Source organism: Kocuria sp. cx-455 (assembly GCF_057707085.1).
Genome location: NZ_JBYIPM010000001.1, coordinates 498,329 through 515,454 on the forward strand (window position 1 = coordinate 498,329; position 17,126 = coordinate 515,454).

At 66.6% G+C, this 17,126-nt stretch carries 17 protein-coding genes; all 17 read right to left on the minus strand.

The annotated features are described in order from the left end of the window. Positions 1–7: 7 nt before the first annotated feature. Complete coding sequence (gene coaBC, locus AC3ENJ_RS02270) at positions 8–1,294, minus strand: bifunctional phosphopantothenoylcysteine decarboxylase/phosphopantothenate--cysteine ligase CoaBC (RefSeq protein WP_431812926.1); 1,287 nt, start codon at positions 1,292–1,294, stop codon at positions 8–10. After that, positions 1,291–1,734, minus strand: a complete 444-nt coding sequence (rpoZ, locus tag AC3ENJ_RS02275) for a DNA-directed RNA polymerase subunit omega (protein WP_190780433.1) — start codon at positions 1,732–1,734, stop codon at positions 1,291–1,293. Before rpoZ ends, coaBC begins: the two co-directional genes overlap by 4 nt. An 80-nt stretch (positions 1,735–1,814) precedes the next feature. Then, entirely contained in the window at positions 1,815–2,390 is a 576-nt protein-coding gene (gene gmk, locus AC3ENJ_RS02280) for a guanylate kinase (protein ID WP_431812927.1), read from the minus strand. 151 nt (positions 2,391–2,541) lie between these two features. Then, on the minus strand, positions 2,542–2,856 hold the full coding sequence (gene mihF / locus AC3ENJ_RS02285; RefSeq protein WP_431812928.1) for an integration host factor, actinobacterial type: 315 nt from the start codon (positions 2,854–2,856) through the stop codon (positions 2,542–2,544). 173 nt (positions 2,857–3,029) lie between these two features. Beyond that, positions 3,030–4,058, minus strand: coding sequence for an orotidine-5'-phosphate decarboxylase (gene pyrF / locus AC3ENJ_RS02290; RefSeq protein ID WP_431812929.1), 1,029 nt, complete (start codon positions 4,056–4,058; stop codon positions 3,030–3,032). After that, positions 4,051–7,371: a carbamoyl-phosphate synthase large subunit gene (gene carB / locus AC3ENJ_RS02295; RefSeq protein ID WP_431812930.1), complete on the minus strand. Its 3,321-nt coding sequence runs from the start codon at positions 7,369–7,371 to the stop codon at positions 4,051–4,053. Before carB ends, pyrF begins: the two co-directional genes overlap by 8 nt. Continuing rightward, the gene (gene carA, locus AC3ENJ_RS02300; RefSeq protein WP_190807569.1) at positions 7,371–8,558 is read right to left on the minus strand and encodes a glutamine-hydrolyzing carbamoyl-phosphate synthase small subunit; all 1,188 of its coding nucleotides are present in this window, start codon (positions 8,556–8,558) and stop codon (positions 7,371–7,373) included. The genes carB and carA overlap by 1 nt, the downstream gene beginning before the upstream one ends. Positions 8,559–8,608: 50 nt before the next feature. Next, positions 8,609–9,106, minus strand: a complete 498-nt coding sequence (locus tag AC3ENJ_RS02305) for a PH-like domain-containing protein (RefSeq protein ID WP_190807570.1) — start codon at positions 9,104–9,106, stop codon at positions 8,609–8,611. Between the two features lie 33 nt (positions 9,107–9,139). Further along, on the minus strand, positions 9,140–10,450 hold the full coding sequence (locus tag AC3ENJ_RS02310; RefSeq protein ID WP_190807571.1) for a dihydroorotase: 1,311 nt from the start codon (positions 10,448–10,450) through the stop codon (positions 9,140–9,142). A 10-nt stretch (positions 10,451–10,460) separates the two neighbouring features. Beyond that, on the minus strand, positions 10,461–11,444 hold the full coding sequence (locus tag AC3ENJ_RS02315) for an aspartate carbamoyltransferase catalytic subunit (RefSeq protein WP_190807572.1): 984 nt from the start codon (positions 11,442–11,444) through the stop codon (positions 10,461–10,463). Continuing rightward, complete coding sequence (pyrR, locus tag AC3ENJ_RS02320) at positions 11,441–12,088, minus strand: bifunctional pyr operon transcriptional regulator/uracil phosphoribosyltransferase PyrR (protein ID WP_431812931.1); 648 nt, start codon at positions 12,086–12,088, stop codon at positions 11,441–11,443. The genes AC3ENJ_RS02315 and pyrR overlap by 4 nt, the downstream gene beginning before the upstream one ends. 115 nt (positions 12,089–12,203) lie before the next feature. Further along, positions 12,204–12,617, minus strand: coding sequence for a transcription antitermination factor NusB (gene nusB, locus AC3ENJ_RS02325; RefSeq protein WP_190780442.1), 414 nt, complete (start codon positions 12,615–12,617; stop codon positions 12,204–12,206). Further along, positions 12,614–13,177: an elongation factor P gene (gene efp, locus AC3ENJ_RS02330; protein WP_190780443.1), complete on the minus strand. Its 564-nt coding sequence runs from the start codon at positions 13,175–13,177 to the stop codon at positions 12,614–12,616. Before efp ends, nusB begins: the two co-directional genes overlap by 4 nt. Before the next feature lie 98 nt (positions 13,178–13,275). Next, positions 13,276–14,367, minus strand: coding sequence for a 3-dehydroquinate synthase (aroB, locus tag AC3ENJ_RS02335; protein ID WP_190780444.1), 1,092 nt, complete (start codon positions 14,365–14,367; stop codon positions 13,276–13,278). After that, positions 14,364–14,906: a shikimate kinase gene (locus AC3ENJ_RS02340; protein WP_190780445.1), complete on the minus strand. Its 543-nt coding sequence runs from the start codon at positions 14,904–14,906 to the stop codon at positions 14,364–14,366. The genes aroB and AC3ENJ_RS02340 overlap by 4 nt, the downstream gene beginning before the upstream one ends. Then, entirely contained in the window at positions 14,903–16,156 is a 1,254-nt protein-coding gene (gene aroC, locus AC3ENJ_RS02345; RefSeq protein WP_190780446.1) for a chorismate synthase, read from the minus strand. The genes AC3ENJ_RS02340 and aroC overlap by 4 nt, the downstream gene beginning before the upstream one ends. Before the next feature lie 64 nt (positions 16,157–16,220). Next, entirely contained in the window at positions 16,221–17,123 is a 903-nt protein-coding gene (locus tag AC3ENJ_RS02350; RefSeq protein WP_431812932.1) for a shikimate dehydrogenase family protein, read from the minus strand. Positions 17,124–17,126: the final 3 nt, after the last annotated feature.

Here is a 17,126-nt window from a genome sequence, read left to right on the forward strand (position 1 = left end):
CTCAAGACTACCCGTCTGAACGGAGTCCCAGTTCGACTCCCACGCGGTCCATGATGAATTGGGCAACCTCCGCCTTGGAACCGGACGCGTGGGCGTCCTCGGCGCCCTTCGCGGACAGCACCGTGACCTCCGTGGTGTCCTGGCCGAAGACCTTGGAGGTGCCCACCTGGTTGACGACCAGCAGGTCGCAGCCCTTGCGGTGGAGTTTGACGCGGCCGAAATCCAGCACGGAGTGCTCGCCATCGCCGGTTTCCGCGGCGAACCCCACGATGAGTTGCTCCCGGGCGTTCGCGGTGCGGTCCTCCACCACACCGCGCAGGATGTCCGGGTTGCGGGTGAGTTCGATGACCGGGTTGGTGCCGTCCTCGGACTTCTTCATTTTGTGCTCACCGACCGATACCGGGCGGTAGTCCGCAACGGCGGCGGCCATGATCACCACATCCGCGTTCTGCGCCGCGGTGCGCGTAGCCTCGTGCAACTGCACGGCGGAGGAAATCTGCGAGATCTCCACGCCACGTGGCAGCCCGGTCTCCACGTGTCCGACAATCAGCTCAACGGTGGCGCCTGCGTCCCGGGCGGCCTCGGCCAGGGCGATCCCCTGCTTACCGGAGGAGCGATTGCCCAAGAAGCGTACGGGGTCCAGGGGTTCGCGGGTTCCGCCCGCGGTGACCAGGACACGACGCCCGGCCAGCGGGCCCGACGACGCCGCCGCGCCGCGGGCGTGAACGGCCAGCGCGGCGTCGTAAATGGCCCGGGGTTCGGGAAGCCGACCCGGGCCACTGTCTCGGCCTGTCAGCCGGCCCGAGTCCGGGTCGATCACTGTGTGCCCGTGCTCGCGTAACAACGCCACGTTGCGCTGGGTGGCGGGGTTGAACCACATTTCCGTGTGCATGGCCGGTGCCAGCACGATCGGCGCCCGTGACGCGAGAATCGTGGTGGTCAGCAGGTCGTCCGCGTGACCGTGAGCGATCTTGGCCATCAGGTCCGCCGTGGCCGGGGCCACGACCACGAGATCGGCGTGTTGACCCTGGGCGACGTGGTTGACGGTATCCACACGATCGAACACGCACGTGGAGACGGGTTCACCGGTGAGCGCTTCCCAGGTGGGGGCACCCACGAACTCCAACGCCGCCGCGGTGGGCATGGGCACCACGCGGTGACCGGCCTCCGTGAACAACCGCGTGAGCAGTGCCGCCTTGTATGCGGCAATGCCCCCGCCCACTCCCAACACCACGCGCAACGGCGCGGCGGACCGGGAACGAACGGGGGCACCCGAAGCGTCTGGCACCGTCACTGTTCGGTGGACTCCTCGGTCTGGGTGGTGTCCGTCTCCTCGACGGCCTCTTCCGGGGCCACCTCGGCGCCGTCGGAGAACATGGGTGCCGAGGCGTCATCGGTGCTGGGGGCGAAGAAGTCGCCGCCGAAGACATCGGCGGATGCTGTTTCCTCGGTCACGAGCTGACCGTTGGCGGAGAACCCCGCGTGGTCGACCTCAGTGGCCTCGATCAGGTCCTCGTCGATCTCGCGGAACGCGATGGACAGCGGCTTCTCATTGAGCTGGGTGTCCACCAGGGGACCCACGTACTCGAACAGGCCCTCGTGTAATTGCGAGTAGTACGCATTGATCTGACGGGCACGGCGAGCACCGAAGATGACCAGCCCGTACTTGGAATCGGTCTTGCCGAGCAACCGGTCGATGGGCGGGTTGACGATGCCTTCGTAATTCGTGCTCACGAGTGAATGACTCCTGTCATGGACTTCTTGATGGCGGGTAGGCTCCTGGCCGTATGGGCTGCGCGCGTGGTGTTCAGCGGTCAGTCCCGCGCCTGGGCGGGCAACCCCATGAGCTCTACAAGTTCAGCGGCGGCGCGTTCCACGCGGTCATTGATCACCGTGTGATCGAATTCGGGTTGCGCCGCAAGCTCTACTTTAGCCGTTTCCAGCCGCGCCCGCTGCTGCTCAGGGGTTTCGGTCCCGCGACCGACCAATCGGGCCACCATTTCATCCCAGCTGGGCGGGGCCAGAAAAACGAACTGGGCGGACGGCAGCGTTCGTTTGATCTCCCGCGCTCCCTGTAAATCGATTTCCAGCAACACGCTCCGCCCCTGGGCCAGCGCCTCGTCCACCTTGTGCTTGGGCGTGCCATAGCGGTGGCGGTTGTGGACCACGGCCCATTCCAACAGGGCGTGATCGGCAACCATGGCGTCGAACTCGGCGTCCGAGACGAAGAAGTAATGGACGCCGTCCACTTCTCCCGGGCGGGGCGCCCGGGTGGTTGCCGACACCGACAACCACACCTGCGGGTAATGATCGCGAATGTAGGTGGAGACCGTGCCCTTACCAACCGCCGTGGGTCCTGCCAACACGGTGACGGTTGGTTCAATGGGCACGGCAACCTCCGGAATCCGGGACAAGAAAGTGGCGGAACAGGTGAGAACCTGTTCCGCCACTGTACCAACGGGCCGATCTGTGGGATCAACCAGCCGCGGTCACGTCCGTGTGCCGCCGCTCACCGATGTCCCTGCTGGTGTGGACCACGACTTACCGGTCAAGGTATTCGATCAAGGCGCGCCGCTGGTGCTGGCCCAGGCCACGCACCCGTCGAGTTCGCGCAATTCCGATCTGGTCCATAATGGCCGCCGACCGGACTTTCCCGATTCCGGGGGTGGCTTCGAGCAGGTCCGTGGCTTTCAATCGGCTGACGGCTTCATCGCTGTCACCGCGTTGCAGAACCTCGGCCACGGTCATGGTGCCTTCGCGCAGTGCTTTCTTCACCTCCGCCCGCGCAGTTCGCGCCGCTGTCGCCTTTTCACGTGCTCGCGCTCGCTCTTCATCTGTCAAGGGACGTAATGCCATGTGGATCTCTCTCCTCTGGTTGCTCTGCGTGCGCTCCCACACGCCTGCAGTAGCGGATCTGGGGGGGTAGCCGCTATCGGAAAAGTACCCGACATTATTTAGGGCGTAAACACCGTGAATAGCCTCTGGTCAGGGTTTTCAATGGCATTTTACCGATTTTGATTAGAAAAGAATCAGCCGTAAAGCGCGGCGCTAAGTTCATCACCCGAACGTTGCATTGCAGAACGCAATGCCGAAATGTTCGGCCCGTGGCGCAGGACCCCCCGAGATGAATTAGCCAGAACATTCCCCCTGACGTGGTCAAACACGCGCGCCACCGCGGTGGCGTCAGCCCCCTGGGCGCCATATCCGGGAGAGAGAATGGGTCCGTTGAAATCGCGCAGGTCAATCCGCAGCTCGGAAAGGGCAGCGGAAACGGTGGCACCGATAACCACTCCGCACGATCCCAAGGGGGCATTCTCCCGATTTGTAACGATTTGGTCACAATTGGTGATTGGGGAGTCTGTCCCCCTCTCCCCCGTGATGCTCGTCTCAATATTTTCCCGCTTCGCGGCGGTGACGTGGGAGTTTTCTTCTCGGACCGCCCGGAGAATTGTTTGGGCCACCGATTCGACACCACCCGCGTGCTGCACGCTGGCGCCCTCGGGATTGGAGGTCAGCGCCAAAACAAACGTGCCACGTCCGGTCTGCCGAGCCAGATCCAGTGCCGGGCGCAGCGACTCGAACCCCAGATAGGGGCTGAGGGTCACGGCATCGGCGGCCAATGGTGAATCGTCCGACAGCCACGCCGTGGCGTAGGCGGCCATCGTGGAACCGATATCACCCCGCTTGGCGTCCGCGATGGTCAAGGCCCCGGCCTCCCGGCACGCGCGCAGCACCCGCTCCAGGACTGCCAGCCCGGCAGAACCGAACGCCTCGTACAGGGCCACCTGCGGTTTCAGGGTGGCCGCGTGCCCGGCCGCCGCCTCGACCACGGTGAGCGAGAATCTCTCCAACCCCGCCACGGTGTGGGGCAGACCCCACGCGTCCAGCAACGGCGGGTGGGGGTCAATGCCCACGCACAGGGGCCCGTAGTCGGTCATGGCGCGGCGCAGCCGCGCACCGAAGGGTTCGCGCCTTGCGCCGGAACGGTGCGGTTCCCCCACGGCGGGTGACAACGCCGCGGCGTCGTCACCCGCTCGACGCGCCCCGTGCTCAGCCATGCGTGTGCCCGGCGAGGACGGCGTCGCGCAGATTCTTCTCGTGGACCTGCAAGCTGTTGACCGACCAGGAGAACTGCCGCTGGGCGGAGATCGCCTGCAACGCCGCCCCGAGTTCGGACACCGTGGTCATGATCGGCACGCCGATCGATGTGGCCGCCGCGCGGATCTGGTAGCCGTCGCTGCGGGCTTTCTGACCGCCGGAGGGTGTGTTGAAGATCAGGTCGATCTTGCCGTCGGTGATCCAGTCGGCCACGGAATCCTCGCCCGCAGGGGCGTCAGTGATCTTGGAGACCACGGTGGATTCAATGCCGTTGCGTCGCAGCACGTCCGCGGTGCCGCCCGTGGAGACGATCTCGAAGCCCAGGTTGGAGAACATTTTCACGTAAATCACCGCCGAGCGTTTGTCCTTGTTGGCCACCGAGACGAACAGTCGTCCCGAGGTCGGCAGCGGACCACCCACGGCCGCCTGCGCCTTGGCGAACGCGGTGTCGAAGTAGCCATCGATGCCCATGACCTCGCCGGTCGAGCGCATTTCGGGGCCCAGCAGGGAATCGACCACGGAGCCCTCGGCGGTGCGGAAACGGGCGAAGGGCAGCACGGCCTCCTTCACGGCGACCGGCGTGTTCACCGGAAGATCCGCCCCGTCGTACGTGGACGGCAGCACGTGCTCGGCGCGCAACTGGGCAATGGAACGGCCCGTGCCCAGCAGCGCGGCGGCCTTGGCCAACTGCACACCGGTTGCCTTGGACACGAACGGAACGGTACGCGAGGCGCGCGGATTGGCCTCGATCACGTAGAGGATGTTCGAGGCCAGGGCGAACTGGATGTTGATCAGGCCGTTGACGCCCACACCGCGGGCAATGTCCGCGGTGGCCTCGCGCACGCGCTCGACCACCTCGGGGCCCAGCGTGATCGGCGGGAGAACACACGCGGAGTCACCGGAGTGAATACCGGCCTCCTCGATGTGCTCCATCACACCGCCCACGTACACCTCCTTACCGTCGAAGAGCGCATCCACGTCGATCTCGATGGCGTCCTCGAGGAACTTGTCGATCAGCGCGGGACGGCTGGCGCTGACCTCGGTCGCGTTCTCGAGGTAACGGCGCAGCGAATCCTGGTCGTAGACGATTTCCATGCCGCGGCCACCGAGCACGTACGAAGGGCGCACGAGCACGGGGTAGCCGATGTCCTGGGCGATGGCGCTCGCCTGCTCGAAGGTGGCGGCCGTGCCGTTCTTGGGCTGGCGCAGTCCCGCCTGGTGCAGCACACGGGCGAACTCCCCGCGGTCCTCGGCCAGGTCGATGGCCTCGGGGGTGGTCCCCAGAATGGGCACGCCGGCGGCCTTCAGGTCCGCAGCCAGCTTCAGCGGGGTCTGGCCACCCAGTTGCACGAACACGCCCATCAGGCCACCGCTGCGGCGTTCCGCCTCGACGACCTCCATGACGTCCTCGAACGTGAGCGGTTCGAAGTACAAGCGTGTGGACACGTCGTAGTCGGTGGAGACGGTCTCCGGGTTGCAGTTGACCATGACGGTCTCGTACCCGGCCTCGCGCAGCACCATGGAGGCGTGCACGCACGAGTAATCGAATTCGATGCCCTGACCGATGCGGTTGGGGCCCGAGCCGAGAATCATGATCGACGGCTTCGCGTGCGGGGCGATCTCGTTCTCGTCGTCGTAGCTCGAATAGTGATAGGGCGTGAAGGCCTCGAACTCGGCCGCGCACGTGTCAACGGTCTTGAACACGGGGCGGATGTCCAGGGCGTGGCGGATACCGCGCACCACGGACTCGTCCAGGTGCGCCAATTCGCCGATCTGGGCGTCCGAGAAGCCGTGGCGTTTGGCCTCGCGCAGCGTTTCGGGGCGCAGGTCGGGGTCCTCGCGGATCAGTTCGGCGGTTTCGTTGAGCAACTGCAGTTGGTCCAGGAACCACGGGTCGATCGCGGTGGCGTCGAAGAGCTGCTCGATCGTGGCACCGGCCAGCAGCGCTCGCTGCACGTTGCGCAGCCGCTCCGTGGTGGTCTCCTTGGTGCGCTCCACCAAGCGGGCCACGGTGTTAGGCCCGGGGTCCACCGCGGGCTTGGTGAAGTCGAAGGAGGAGCCCTTCTGCTCCAGGGACCGCAGCGCCTTCTGCAGGGCCTCGGTGAAGTTGCGGCCGATGGCCATGGCCTCACCCACCGACTTCATGGTGGTGGTCAGCGTGGGATCCGCGGCCGGGAACTTCTCGAACGCGAAGCGCGGCACCTTGACCACCACGTAGTCCAGGGTCGGTTCGAAGCTCGCCGGGGTCTTCTGCGTGATGTCGTTGGGGATTTCGTCCAGGGTGTACCCCAGTGACAGTTTAGTGGCGATCTTGGCGATCGGGAAACCGGTGGCCTTGGAGGCCAGCGCGGAGGAACGGGACACGCGCGGGTTCATCTCGATGACCACGATGCGCCCGGTGGCCGGCTCCACGGCGAACTGGATGTTACAGCCACCGGTGTCCACGCCCACCTCACGGATCACAGCGATCGCGATGTCGCGCATGCGCTGGTACTCCACATCGGTCAGGGTCAGCGCGGGCGCAACGGTGATCGAGTCACCGGTGTGCACGCCCACGGGGTCCACGTTCTCGATCGAGCACACGACCACCACGTTGTCGTTGGCGTCGCGCATCATTTCCAGCTCGTATTCCTTCCACCCGAGGATGGACTCCTCGAGCAGCACCTCGGAGGTGGGCGAGTACTGGATGCCGGCACCGGCGATGCGATGCAGATCGGTCTCGTTGTAGGCCATACCCGAGCCCAAACCGCCCATCGTGAAGGACGGGCGCACCACCATGGGGTACCCCAGGGTCTCGGCGGCGGCCAGCGCCTCGGGCATCGAGTGGACGATCACGGAGCGGGCGGATTCCGCGCCGCAGCGCTGCACCACACCCTTGAACGCCTCGCGGTCCTCGCCCAGGTTGATGGCCGCGACGTCCGCGCCGATGAGTTCGACGTCGTACTTGTCCAGCACGCCGTTGGCGTCCAGTGCCAGCGCGGTGTTCAGGGCGGTCTGGCCACCCAGGGTGGGCAGAACGGCGTCGGGACGTTCCTTCTCGATGATCTTCTCGACCACCTCGGGGGTGATGGGCTCCACATAGGTGGCATCGGCGAACTCGGGGTCCGTCATGATGGTCGCGGGGTTGGAGTTCACGAGGATCACCCGGATGCCCTCGTCCTTGAGCACCCGCAACGCCTGGGTACCGGAGTAGTCGAACTCGGCGGCCTGACCGATCACGATGGGGCCGGAGCCGATCACCAGAACACTGTTCAGATCTTGCCTACGGGGCATTAGTGCTGTCCTGCTTCCTGAGTCGCGGTGCCCTGTGCGGCCCGGTCCATCACGTCGATAAAGCGGTCGAAAAGGTAGGCGGCGTCATGCGGACCCGCCGCGGCCTCGGGGTGGTACTGCACCGAGAAGGCCGGCAGATCCAGGCAGCGGATGCCCTCCACCACGTTGTCGTTGAGTCCCACGTGCGACACCGTCACGGAACCGAAGCGCGGCTCGGGAGCGGTGACGGTCTCCCCCACCGGAGCGTCCACGGCGAACCCGTGGTTCTGGGAGGTGATCTCCACCTTGCCGGTGGTCAGGTCCATGACCGGCTGATTGATGCCGCGGTGGCCGAAGGGCAGCTTGTACGTGCCGAAGCCCAGCGCACGGCCCAGCAGCTGATTGCCGAAGCAAATTCCGAAGAACGGGATCTTGGCGTCCAGGACCTCTCGCAACAGCTGCACCTGGTGGTCCGCGGTGGCGGGGTCACCGGGACCGTTGGAGAAGAACACCCCGTCCACGTGGCGCCCGGTGAGCTCATCGAACGTGGTGGTGGCCGGCAGCACGTGGACTCGTACGCCGCGCTCGGCAAAGCGCTGGGGGGTCATGCCCTTGATACCCAGGTCCACGGCGGCCAGCTCGTGCTTCACGGGCCCGTCCCAGCCGTGATCGGCCGGTTCCACCACGTAGGCCTCGTCGATGCTGACCGATTCGGCCAGGCTCTGGCCCTCCATGGTGGGCTGGTCCTTGACGAGCTGGACGAGCTCGGAAACGGGCCGGGCGGCGTCGTCCCCGGCGAAGATACCCGCCCGCATGGCGCCCTTGTCCCGCACGTGGCGCGTGAGCGCGCGGGTGTCCACGCCCTGCAGGCCCACGATGTTCTGAGCGGTGAGCTCGTCGTCCAGGCTGCGTTCCGAACGCCAGTTGGAGGCCCTGCGCGCTGGGTCGCGCACCACGAAGCCGTTAACCCAGATCTTGCGCGATTCGGCGTCCTGGTCATTGACGCCCGTGTTACCGATGTGCGGGGCGGTCTGAATGACGATCTGTCCCGCGTAGGAGGGATCCGTGAGGGTTTCCTGGTAACCGGTCATTCCCGTGGCGAACACGGCCTCACCAAAGGTGTTGCCGGCGGCTCCCCAGGAACGACCGCGGAACACGCGTCCGTCCTCGAGGACCAGGACGGACGGTTGAAGGGGGTGTGAGTTCACAGAGAACTCCTTTCCTTTTCATCAAAAACTTGGCGCGAAGGTCGCACAACTTAGGGGGCGCCCACGAGCGCCGACGCCGCGTTCTCGAGTTCGCGGGATTCCTCGCCGCTGCGCGCGCGGAAACCCGTGTCGACCACGGTGTCGCCGAGCTGCCACGTGAACACGACCAGGCCGTTACGTTCCACGAACTTGCCGACCATTCCGGAGGTGGTGGCCACCGAGCGCAGCTGCTCGCGAGGGATGTAAACGTCCGGCGCGCCCTGGCGGTTGATAAGCACACCGTCCCGGGCGACGATTGCCTCCGCATTGGAGCGCACCCCCAGGCCGTGAATGGCGATCCGCTCGAGCGGCTGGGCGGTGTAGGTGGTCACCACGTACATGCCGTCCGCTCGGGTCACGAGCCGGTCAAGGAGGTCCGCGGGCGCCTGCGGCAACCGGGGCACGTCCGACTGACGTCGAATCCGGCCTCGCCACCCCCGCCACACCAGGGCGAAGAGCACCACGACGATCAGGATCGCGAGGAGCGTGGGGAGGAACTTGTCAGACATGGACGGGGTGCCTTTCGTGGGTCGGATCGGGTCTCAGGCGGGCAGCGGTGTGGTGAGCTGACCGTCCAGGACCACCGGGTGGCCCCGGTAGAAGGTGGCGCTCACGCGCCCGGGCAGCGGCATGCCCCTGTAGGGGCTGTTGCGCCCCTTGGACACGTGGGTCTGCGGGTTGACGGGGGTCTCCCCCGCCGGATCCCACAGCGTGATGTTGGCGGCGGCGCCGGCTTCCAGCGCCCCGCCCTGATCCGGCAACCCCAGGATTTCGGACGGGCGGCGCGAAGCGATCTTCGCAACCGTGGCCCAGTCGATCATTCCGGTGTCCACCAGGGTTTTCTGCACCACCGACAGCGCGGTCTCCAACCCGGTCATCCCCATGGCCGCGCAGCTCCACTCGGACTCCTTGTCCTCCAACGTGTGCGGGGCGTGGTCGGTGCCGATGACGTCAACGGTGCCGTCCACCACGGCCGCGCGCAGGGCCATGACGTCCTCGTTCGTGCGCAACGGGGGGTTGACCTTGTAGACCGGGTCGAAGGTGCGCACCAGTTCCTCGGTGAGCAGCAGGTGGTGGGGGGTGACCTCGGCGGTCACGTTGATGCCGCGTTCCTTGGCCCAGCGCACGATCTCCACGGAACCCTTGGTGGAGAGGTGACAAATGTGCAACCGGGAGTTCACGTGCCGGGTCAGCAGAACGTCGCGGGCAATGATGGCTTCCTCCGCAACGGCCGGCCACCCGGTCAACCCGAGCTCCGCGGAAACGACGCCCTCGTTCATTTGGGCGCCCTCGGTCAGGCGGGGCTCCTGGGCGTGCTGAGCCACGAGCCCGTCGAAGGATTTCACGTACTCCAGGGCTCGGCGCATGAGCACGGGATCGTGCACGCACTTGCCGTCGTCGGAGAACATCCGCACCCGTGCGCGGGATTCGGCCATGGCACGGATCTCGGAGAGTTGTTTGCCCTCCAACCCCACGGTCACGGCACCCACGGGATGCACGTCGGCCCAGCCTGCGTCCCGGCCCAGCTGCCAGACCTGCTCCACCACGCCGGCGGTGTCCGCCACGGGGTTGGAGTTGGCCATCGCGCACACCGCCGTGTAACCGCCCTTGGCGGCGGCGCGCGTCCCGGTCTCCACCGTCTCGGCATCCTCGTGGCCGGGCTGGCGCAAGTGGGTGTGCATGTCCACCAGCCCCGGGAGGGCGATCAGGCCGGTGGCATCCACCACGGTGGCGCCCGCGGGGGCGGCCACCGAGCCGGGCGCGCCCGCGGCCACAATGGTGCCGTCCGCGATCAGAAGGTCAACGGGGTCCGAGCCCTCGGGACTCACGGAACTGATGAGAAACGAACTCACGATGTCACCTTCAGTTGTCGGTCAGGGACGGGCTGCTCTCGTCTCCCGAGAGCAACAGGAACAACACGGCCATGCGCACGGACACACCATTGGCCACCTGGGCCAGAACGGTGGAGCGCGGTGAATCGGCCGCTTCGGAGGAAATTTCCAGGCCACGATTCATGGGCCCCGGGTGCATGATCACGGTGGGCGCGTCCGTGGCGTCCAGTGCCGCCACGCGTTCCGGGGTCAGCCCCCACGCCCGCGTGTACTCCTGCTCGCTGGGGAAGAACGCGGCGTTCATGCGCTCGCTCTGCAGTCGGAGCATCATCACGGCGTCGGGGCGTTGGGCGAGCACCTCGTCCAGGTCGTAGGAGACCTCGCACGGCCACTGATCCATCCCCACGGGTAACAGAGTGGGGGGTGCCACGAACGTCACGCGCGCGCCCAGTGTGTGCAGCAGCCACACGTTGGAGCGGGCCACGCGGGAGTGCAGCACATCCCCCACGATCACCACGTGCATACCCGCCAGGTCCATGCCCGTGCTGGGGCGGTCCTCACGGCGCGCGCGGACCCGGCGCAGCGTCATGGCGTCCAGCAGTGCCTGGGTGGGGTGCTCGTGCTTACCGTCACCCGCGTTGACCACGGCGGCGTCGATCCAACCAGACGACGCGAGCTGCTGGGGGGCGCCGGAGGCGCCGTGGCGGATCACCACGGCGTCGGCACTCATGGCCATGAGGGTCTGGGCGGTATCCTTGAGCGATTCACCCTTGGACACCGACGAGCCCTTGGCGGAAAAGTTGATGACGTCCGCCGAGAGCCGCTTGGCGGCGGTTTCGAAGGAAATCCGGGTGCGGGTGGAATCCTCGAAGAACAGGTTGACCACGGTGCGCCCGCGCAGCGCCGGCAACTTCTTGACGGATCGTGAGGACACGGAGGCCATTTGATCGGCGGTGTCCAGGATGCTGAGGGCATCCGCGTAACTCAGGTCGGCAGTGGCGAGCAGGTGCTTCACGAGGTCGCTGCCTTCCCCGGGCGGGCGACGTCCGGGTCCGAGGCCACGGGCGCGTCGATGACCACGCAGTCCTCGTGGTTCTCCTCGCGCTGCCCCGGATCCGATTCGCGCAACAGCACCCGCACCTTCTCCTGGGAGGAGGTGGGAAGGTTCTTCCCCACGTGATCGGCGCGGATGGGCAGTTCGCGGTGGCCGCGATCCACCAACACGGCCAACCGCACGATCCTGGGGCGACCAACGTCCACCAGGGCGTCCAGGGCGGCGCGGATGGTCCGGCCGGAAAACAGGACGTCGTCCACGAGGACCACGGTGCGGCCGTCGATCCCGCTGTCCGGAATGATGGTGGGCTGCGGGGTCCGCGCCGGATTCCTGCGCAAATCATCGCGGTACATGGTGATGTCCAACTGGCCGGTGGCGGAACGGGCGTCGAAGGACTCGTCGGTCTGTTCGAGCTTGGCGGCCAGGCGCTGAGCCAGCGGGTACCCGCGGCGGGCGATGCCCAAGATGATGAGATTATCGGTGCCCTTGTTGGACTCCAGAATCTCGTGGGCGATCCGGGTCAGGGCCCGGTCGATGTCGGCTGTCGAGAGAATCACGCGCGACGTGGTCGCGGGCAATGCTTCGCCGTGTTCTGGCACGTTCACGTGCCGCCTCCTTCCCCGCCTCACGGGACGGACTTAAAGGTTGCGATCTGGGTGTGACGCTATCACAGGCAAAAGGCCCCGGTTCGCCCTGCATGAGCGAACCGGGGCCCACAAGTCAGTCCAGCAGCGACGGCTTGACCTTCTGCAAACGTCCGAGAAGGCCGTTGACGAACCGGGGTGAATCGTCGGTCGACAGCTCCCTGGCCACCGCGACGGCTTCGGACACGGCCACGGCATCCGGGATCTCGTCGTTGTAGAGCAGTTCCCAGGCGCCCACACGCAGGACATTACGGTCCACGGCGGGCATCCGATCCAATGTCCATCCCTGGGAGTAGGTTTCCAGGAACTCGTCGATGTCTTCGGCGCGATCGTGGAAACCCTCAAGGATGTCCACCGTGTACGGGTTGATCTTGGAGGTGCTGTTGTCCCGGCGGCGGTTCAGCGCGGCCTGGATGGACTCGTCACGCTGCTCCGCCTCGAACAAAATCTCTACCGCACGGATGCGGGCTTTACTGCGTGCGCCGCTCACTCGTTGACGCGTCCCAGGTAGTCGCCGGTGCGGGTGTCGACCTTGACCTTGGTGCCCTGCTCGAGGAACAGCGGCACCTGGATCTGGTAGTCGGTCTCAACGGTGGCGGGCTTGGTGCCGCCGGTGGAGCGGTCGCCCTGCAGGCCAGGCTCGGTGTAGGTGATCTCCAGAACGACCGACGGCGGCATCTCGATGTACAGCGGGGAACCCTCATACATGGCCACGGTCACATTCTGGTTTTCCAGCATGAAGTTGGCGGCGTCACCCACGACAGCGGCGGGAACCGTGATCTGGTCGTAGGTGGAGTTGTCCATGAACACGTAGTCTTCGCCGTCCTGGTACAGGTACTGGTACTCACTGCGGTCCACCGTGGCGGTTTCGACCTTGGCACCGGCGTTGAAGGTCTTGTCGACCACCTTGCCGCTGGTCACGTTGCGCAGCTTGGTGCGCACGAACGCGCCACCCTTGCCGGGCTTGACGTGCTGGAACTCGATGGTCTGCCACAGGTTCCCGTCGAGCTTGAGGATGGTGCCGTTCTTGATGTCGTTGCTGGTTGCCACGGATTCACTTTCTCGTCGGAAACATGAGTGCAAAGATTCTGGGGGCGTTAAGCCGAACCAGTGTATCGCGCCCGGCGCAGTCCACGGTCCCCGGGCCGTTATTCGGCGATCTCCTGGTAACACGCAAAAAGGATCGCGGGGTCCGGAACCTCCATGATGCGCGGCGAGCCCGCCCTGTCGAGGACCACGAAACGCAGGAGGCTGCCGCGGGTCTTCTTGTCGCGCTTCATCACCTCGAGCAACCGCGGCCACTGGTCCGCGCGATAGGTCACGGGCAACCCCAGGGACGCGAGGATGCCGCGGTGGCGATCCACGACGTCGTCGGCAAGGGTGCCGGCCGCCCGCGCGAGTTCGGCGGCGAACACCAACCCCACCGAGACCGCGGCGCCGTGGCGCCACTGGTAGCGCTCGTTGTGCTCGATCGCGTGACCGAGCGTATGGCCGTAGTTGAGGAATTCACGGCGCCCGGATTCCTTGAGGTCGGAGGACACCACCTCTGCCTTCACCCGGATGGCGCGCTCGATGAGCTCACGCACCACGGGCGACTGCGAATCCCGGACCGCTTGGGGGTTCTCCTCGATGAGGTCCAGGATCTCGGGATCCGCGATGAACCCGCACTTGACCACTTCGGCCATGCCGGTCAGATACTCGTTCTCCGGAAGGGTCTTCAGCGAATCCAGATCGCACACGACCGCGGCCGGCGGATGGAAAGCACCGACCAGGTTCTTGCCCTCCGCCGTGTTGATGCCGGTCTTACCGCCCACGGCGGCGTCGACCATGCCCAGCAGGGTGGTGGGCAGGTGGATCACGCGCACGCCGCGCAGCCACGTGGCGGCCACGAAACCACCGAGGTCGCTCACGGCCCCACCACCCACGGTCACCACAGCGTCCGTGCGGGTGAAGTCCGAGGTGCCCATGATCTGCCAGCAGAAGGCCGCGACCTCAACGCGTTTGCCCTCTTCCGCGTCCGGGATCTCGGCCACGAAGCTCTGGATCCCCGCCTCCTTGAGATCCTGCTGGACCAGGTCACCGGTGGCCCGCAGGGCGCGGGGGTGGATGATTAGGACCTTCTTGACGCGCTCACCCAGCAGCTCGGGAACCCTGCCCAGGAGCCCGTTGCCCACGAGCACGTCGTAGCGGTTGTCGGGGGTGTCTCCCCGAACGGGAATGGTGGTCACCGAATCGCTCACGCTGTGGCGTCCCTTCGTAGTGCTTTCAAAGCTTTGTGCAGTTGCTGGACCAGCGAGCCGATACGCCGGTGCCCCGTGCCGTCCAGCCGGATCGTGGCGAGCCGTTCGTAGGTCTCGCGCCGTTCGTCCAGAATTTCACGCCAGCGCCGTTGCGGATCCGGTTGCAACATGGGGCGGGTCTTGTTACCCGTGATCCGAGGGCGAACCGTTGCCTCGTCGACCTCGAGGTAGATCACGGTGTGACCGGCCAGCAGATCCTGGACCGCCGGGGTCATGGGGGCACCCCCGCCCAACGAGATCACCGCGTTGCGATAGCGTGCGTCCGCGAGCAGATCGGCGACCACCCCGGCCTCGATCTCGCGGAAATGCTGCTGCCCGTGCGCCGTGAACAACGCCGGGATCGGGCCGTGCTGTGCCTCGATCACGTGGTCGGCGTCCACGAAGTCCAGGCCGTAGCGTTTGGCGAAATGATGTCCCAGGTGTGACTTTCCCGCCGCCATGGGTCCAATGAGGATCAACGGCGTGGGCAAGGAGCTCACGTGAGGTCCCCGCGCACCTCATCGAGGGCCGCGAGATCCGACGGGTCGGCCAGGACGGAGGAGGTTCGCAGGTGGTCCGGAATGGCCGCCATGTAGGCATCCTTGTTGCGCACGGTCTCCGTGATCGAATCGCCGCCGAACTTCTCCAGCGCGGCTTGGGCCAGCACGAGGGCCACCATGGCCTCGGCGACCACACCGGACGCCGGCACGGCACACACGTCGGAGCGCTGGTGGTGGGCGCGGGCGGGCTCACCCGTGGCGACGTCCACGGTGTGCAGGGCACGGGGCACGGTCGCGATCGGCTTCATGGCGGCGCGCACACGCAGCAGGTCCCCGATGGACATGCCGCCCTCGATGCCGCCGGCGCGGTTGCTCACGCGGTGCACGGTGCGATCCGAACCGGGCAGCGTCTCGTCGTGGGCGCGGGTACCGGGACGGGCGGCGGTGCGGAAACCGTCACCCACTTCCACACCCTTGATCGCTTGGATGCCCATGAGGGCCCCGGCCAAGCGGGCGTCGAGGCGGCGGTCCCAATGGACGTAGGACCCCAATCCCGGGGGCAGCCCCTCCGCCAGTACCTCCACCACGCCACCGAGGGTTTCCCCCGCCTTGTGGGCATCGTCAATGGTCGCAACCATCGCGTCCGAGGTGGTTTTGTCGAAGCAGCGCAACGGATCGGCGTCCAGGACCGCCACGTCACCCGCGGTGGGCAGTTGGGCGTCCTCGGGAACCGAGACCTCGGCGATCGCGGTCGTGTGCGACACCAGACGCACCCCGAGTGCCGCGAGGATTTGCGTGGCGACGACACCCAGGGCAACGCGCGTCGCGGTTTCGCGAGCGGAGGCGCGTTCCAGGACGGGGCGGGCCTCGTCGAAACCGTACTTCTGCATTCCGGTGAGATCGGCGTGACCGGGGCGGGGGCGGGTCAGCGGAGCATTACGTGCGCGGCCCTCGAGCGTGGCCGCGGCCACGGGGTCGGAGCTCATGACGTCCTGCCACTTGGGCCATTCGGTGTTGGCGATCTCGACGGCCACGGGCCCACCCTGGGTCAGACCGTGCCGGACACCGCCCAGGATACGGACCTCGTCCTGTTCGAACTTCATGCGTGCACCGCGGCCGTAACCGAGCCGGCGGCGAGCCAGGGCGCGTTGAATCATCTCGGTGGTCAGTTCCACCCCGGCGGGAACACCTTCGATGATTCCCACGAGGGCCTCGCCGTGAGATTCTCCGGCCGTGAGCCAACGCAACATGTTCTACTCCAGTACTCGGTTGAGGGAACCCGCGCGGGCTCCCGAAAAGGCAAGAAAACTCCGGTCAGCGCTCCAGCTGGGCCGCCCGGGCCCGTTCCGGGATCACGCGTTCGGGGCGAGCCACGGCCCGGCACATGGCCGCGGTGACCTCCGCTTCACGGGGGACGGGTTGATCCACGCGGCCCAGGGCGAACCAGCGCACCTGATCGACCGCCTGAAAGATCAGCATATCCACTCCGGGCGCAATTGCTCCGCCCGCGTCACGCCACGACCGCGCAATGGCCGAGGGCCACGGATCATAGGCCGCGTCCAGGAGCACACCGCTCACCTTCGCATCCAGGGCCCCGAACTGTGCCGCGAGTTCGTCGGCACCGTGGGGAGGCAGGGTGGAGATTACCGCGTCGTAGTCCACCAACGACGCCGCTGCCTCACCCCACGGGCGCACGGTGACGGTCGCGCCGAGCTTTCCTGCGGCGCGGGTGACCTTTCCGGCGCGCTGCGTGGACCGCGCGAACACGTCGATTGACGGGGCCCCCAACCCGTGTAACGCCGCCACGGCCGCCGTGGCCGTGCCGCCGCCACCCAGGATGGCGCAGCGGGGTCGCGCGGGGATCTCGCGCGCCGAGGTGAGCGCGGCCATGATGCCGGTGACGTCCGTATTGTCCGCCACCGTGGTGCCGTCCGCGCGGAACACCAGCGTGTTGGCCACTCCCAGGGCACGAACCAGCGCGGTGCACTCATCGGCCTGCTCCGCGGCCAGTGCCTTGAGCGGCATGGTCACGGAAAATCCACGCCAGTGCCCCTCGGCCACGCGATCCTGCCAGAAGCGGTCCCAGTCCTGCGCGGGAACATCACAGCGTGTGTAGTCCCACGGGGCGCCCAGCACGCGGTAGGCGGCCTCGTGCAGAACCGGCGACAGGGAGTGAGCCACAGGGTGGCCCAGCACCGCTGCGGCGTTTCGCTCCATGTC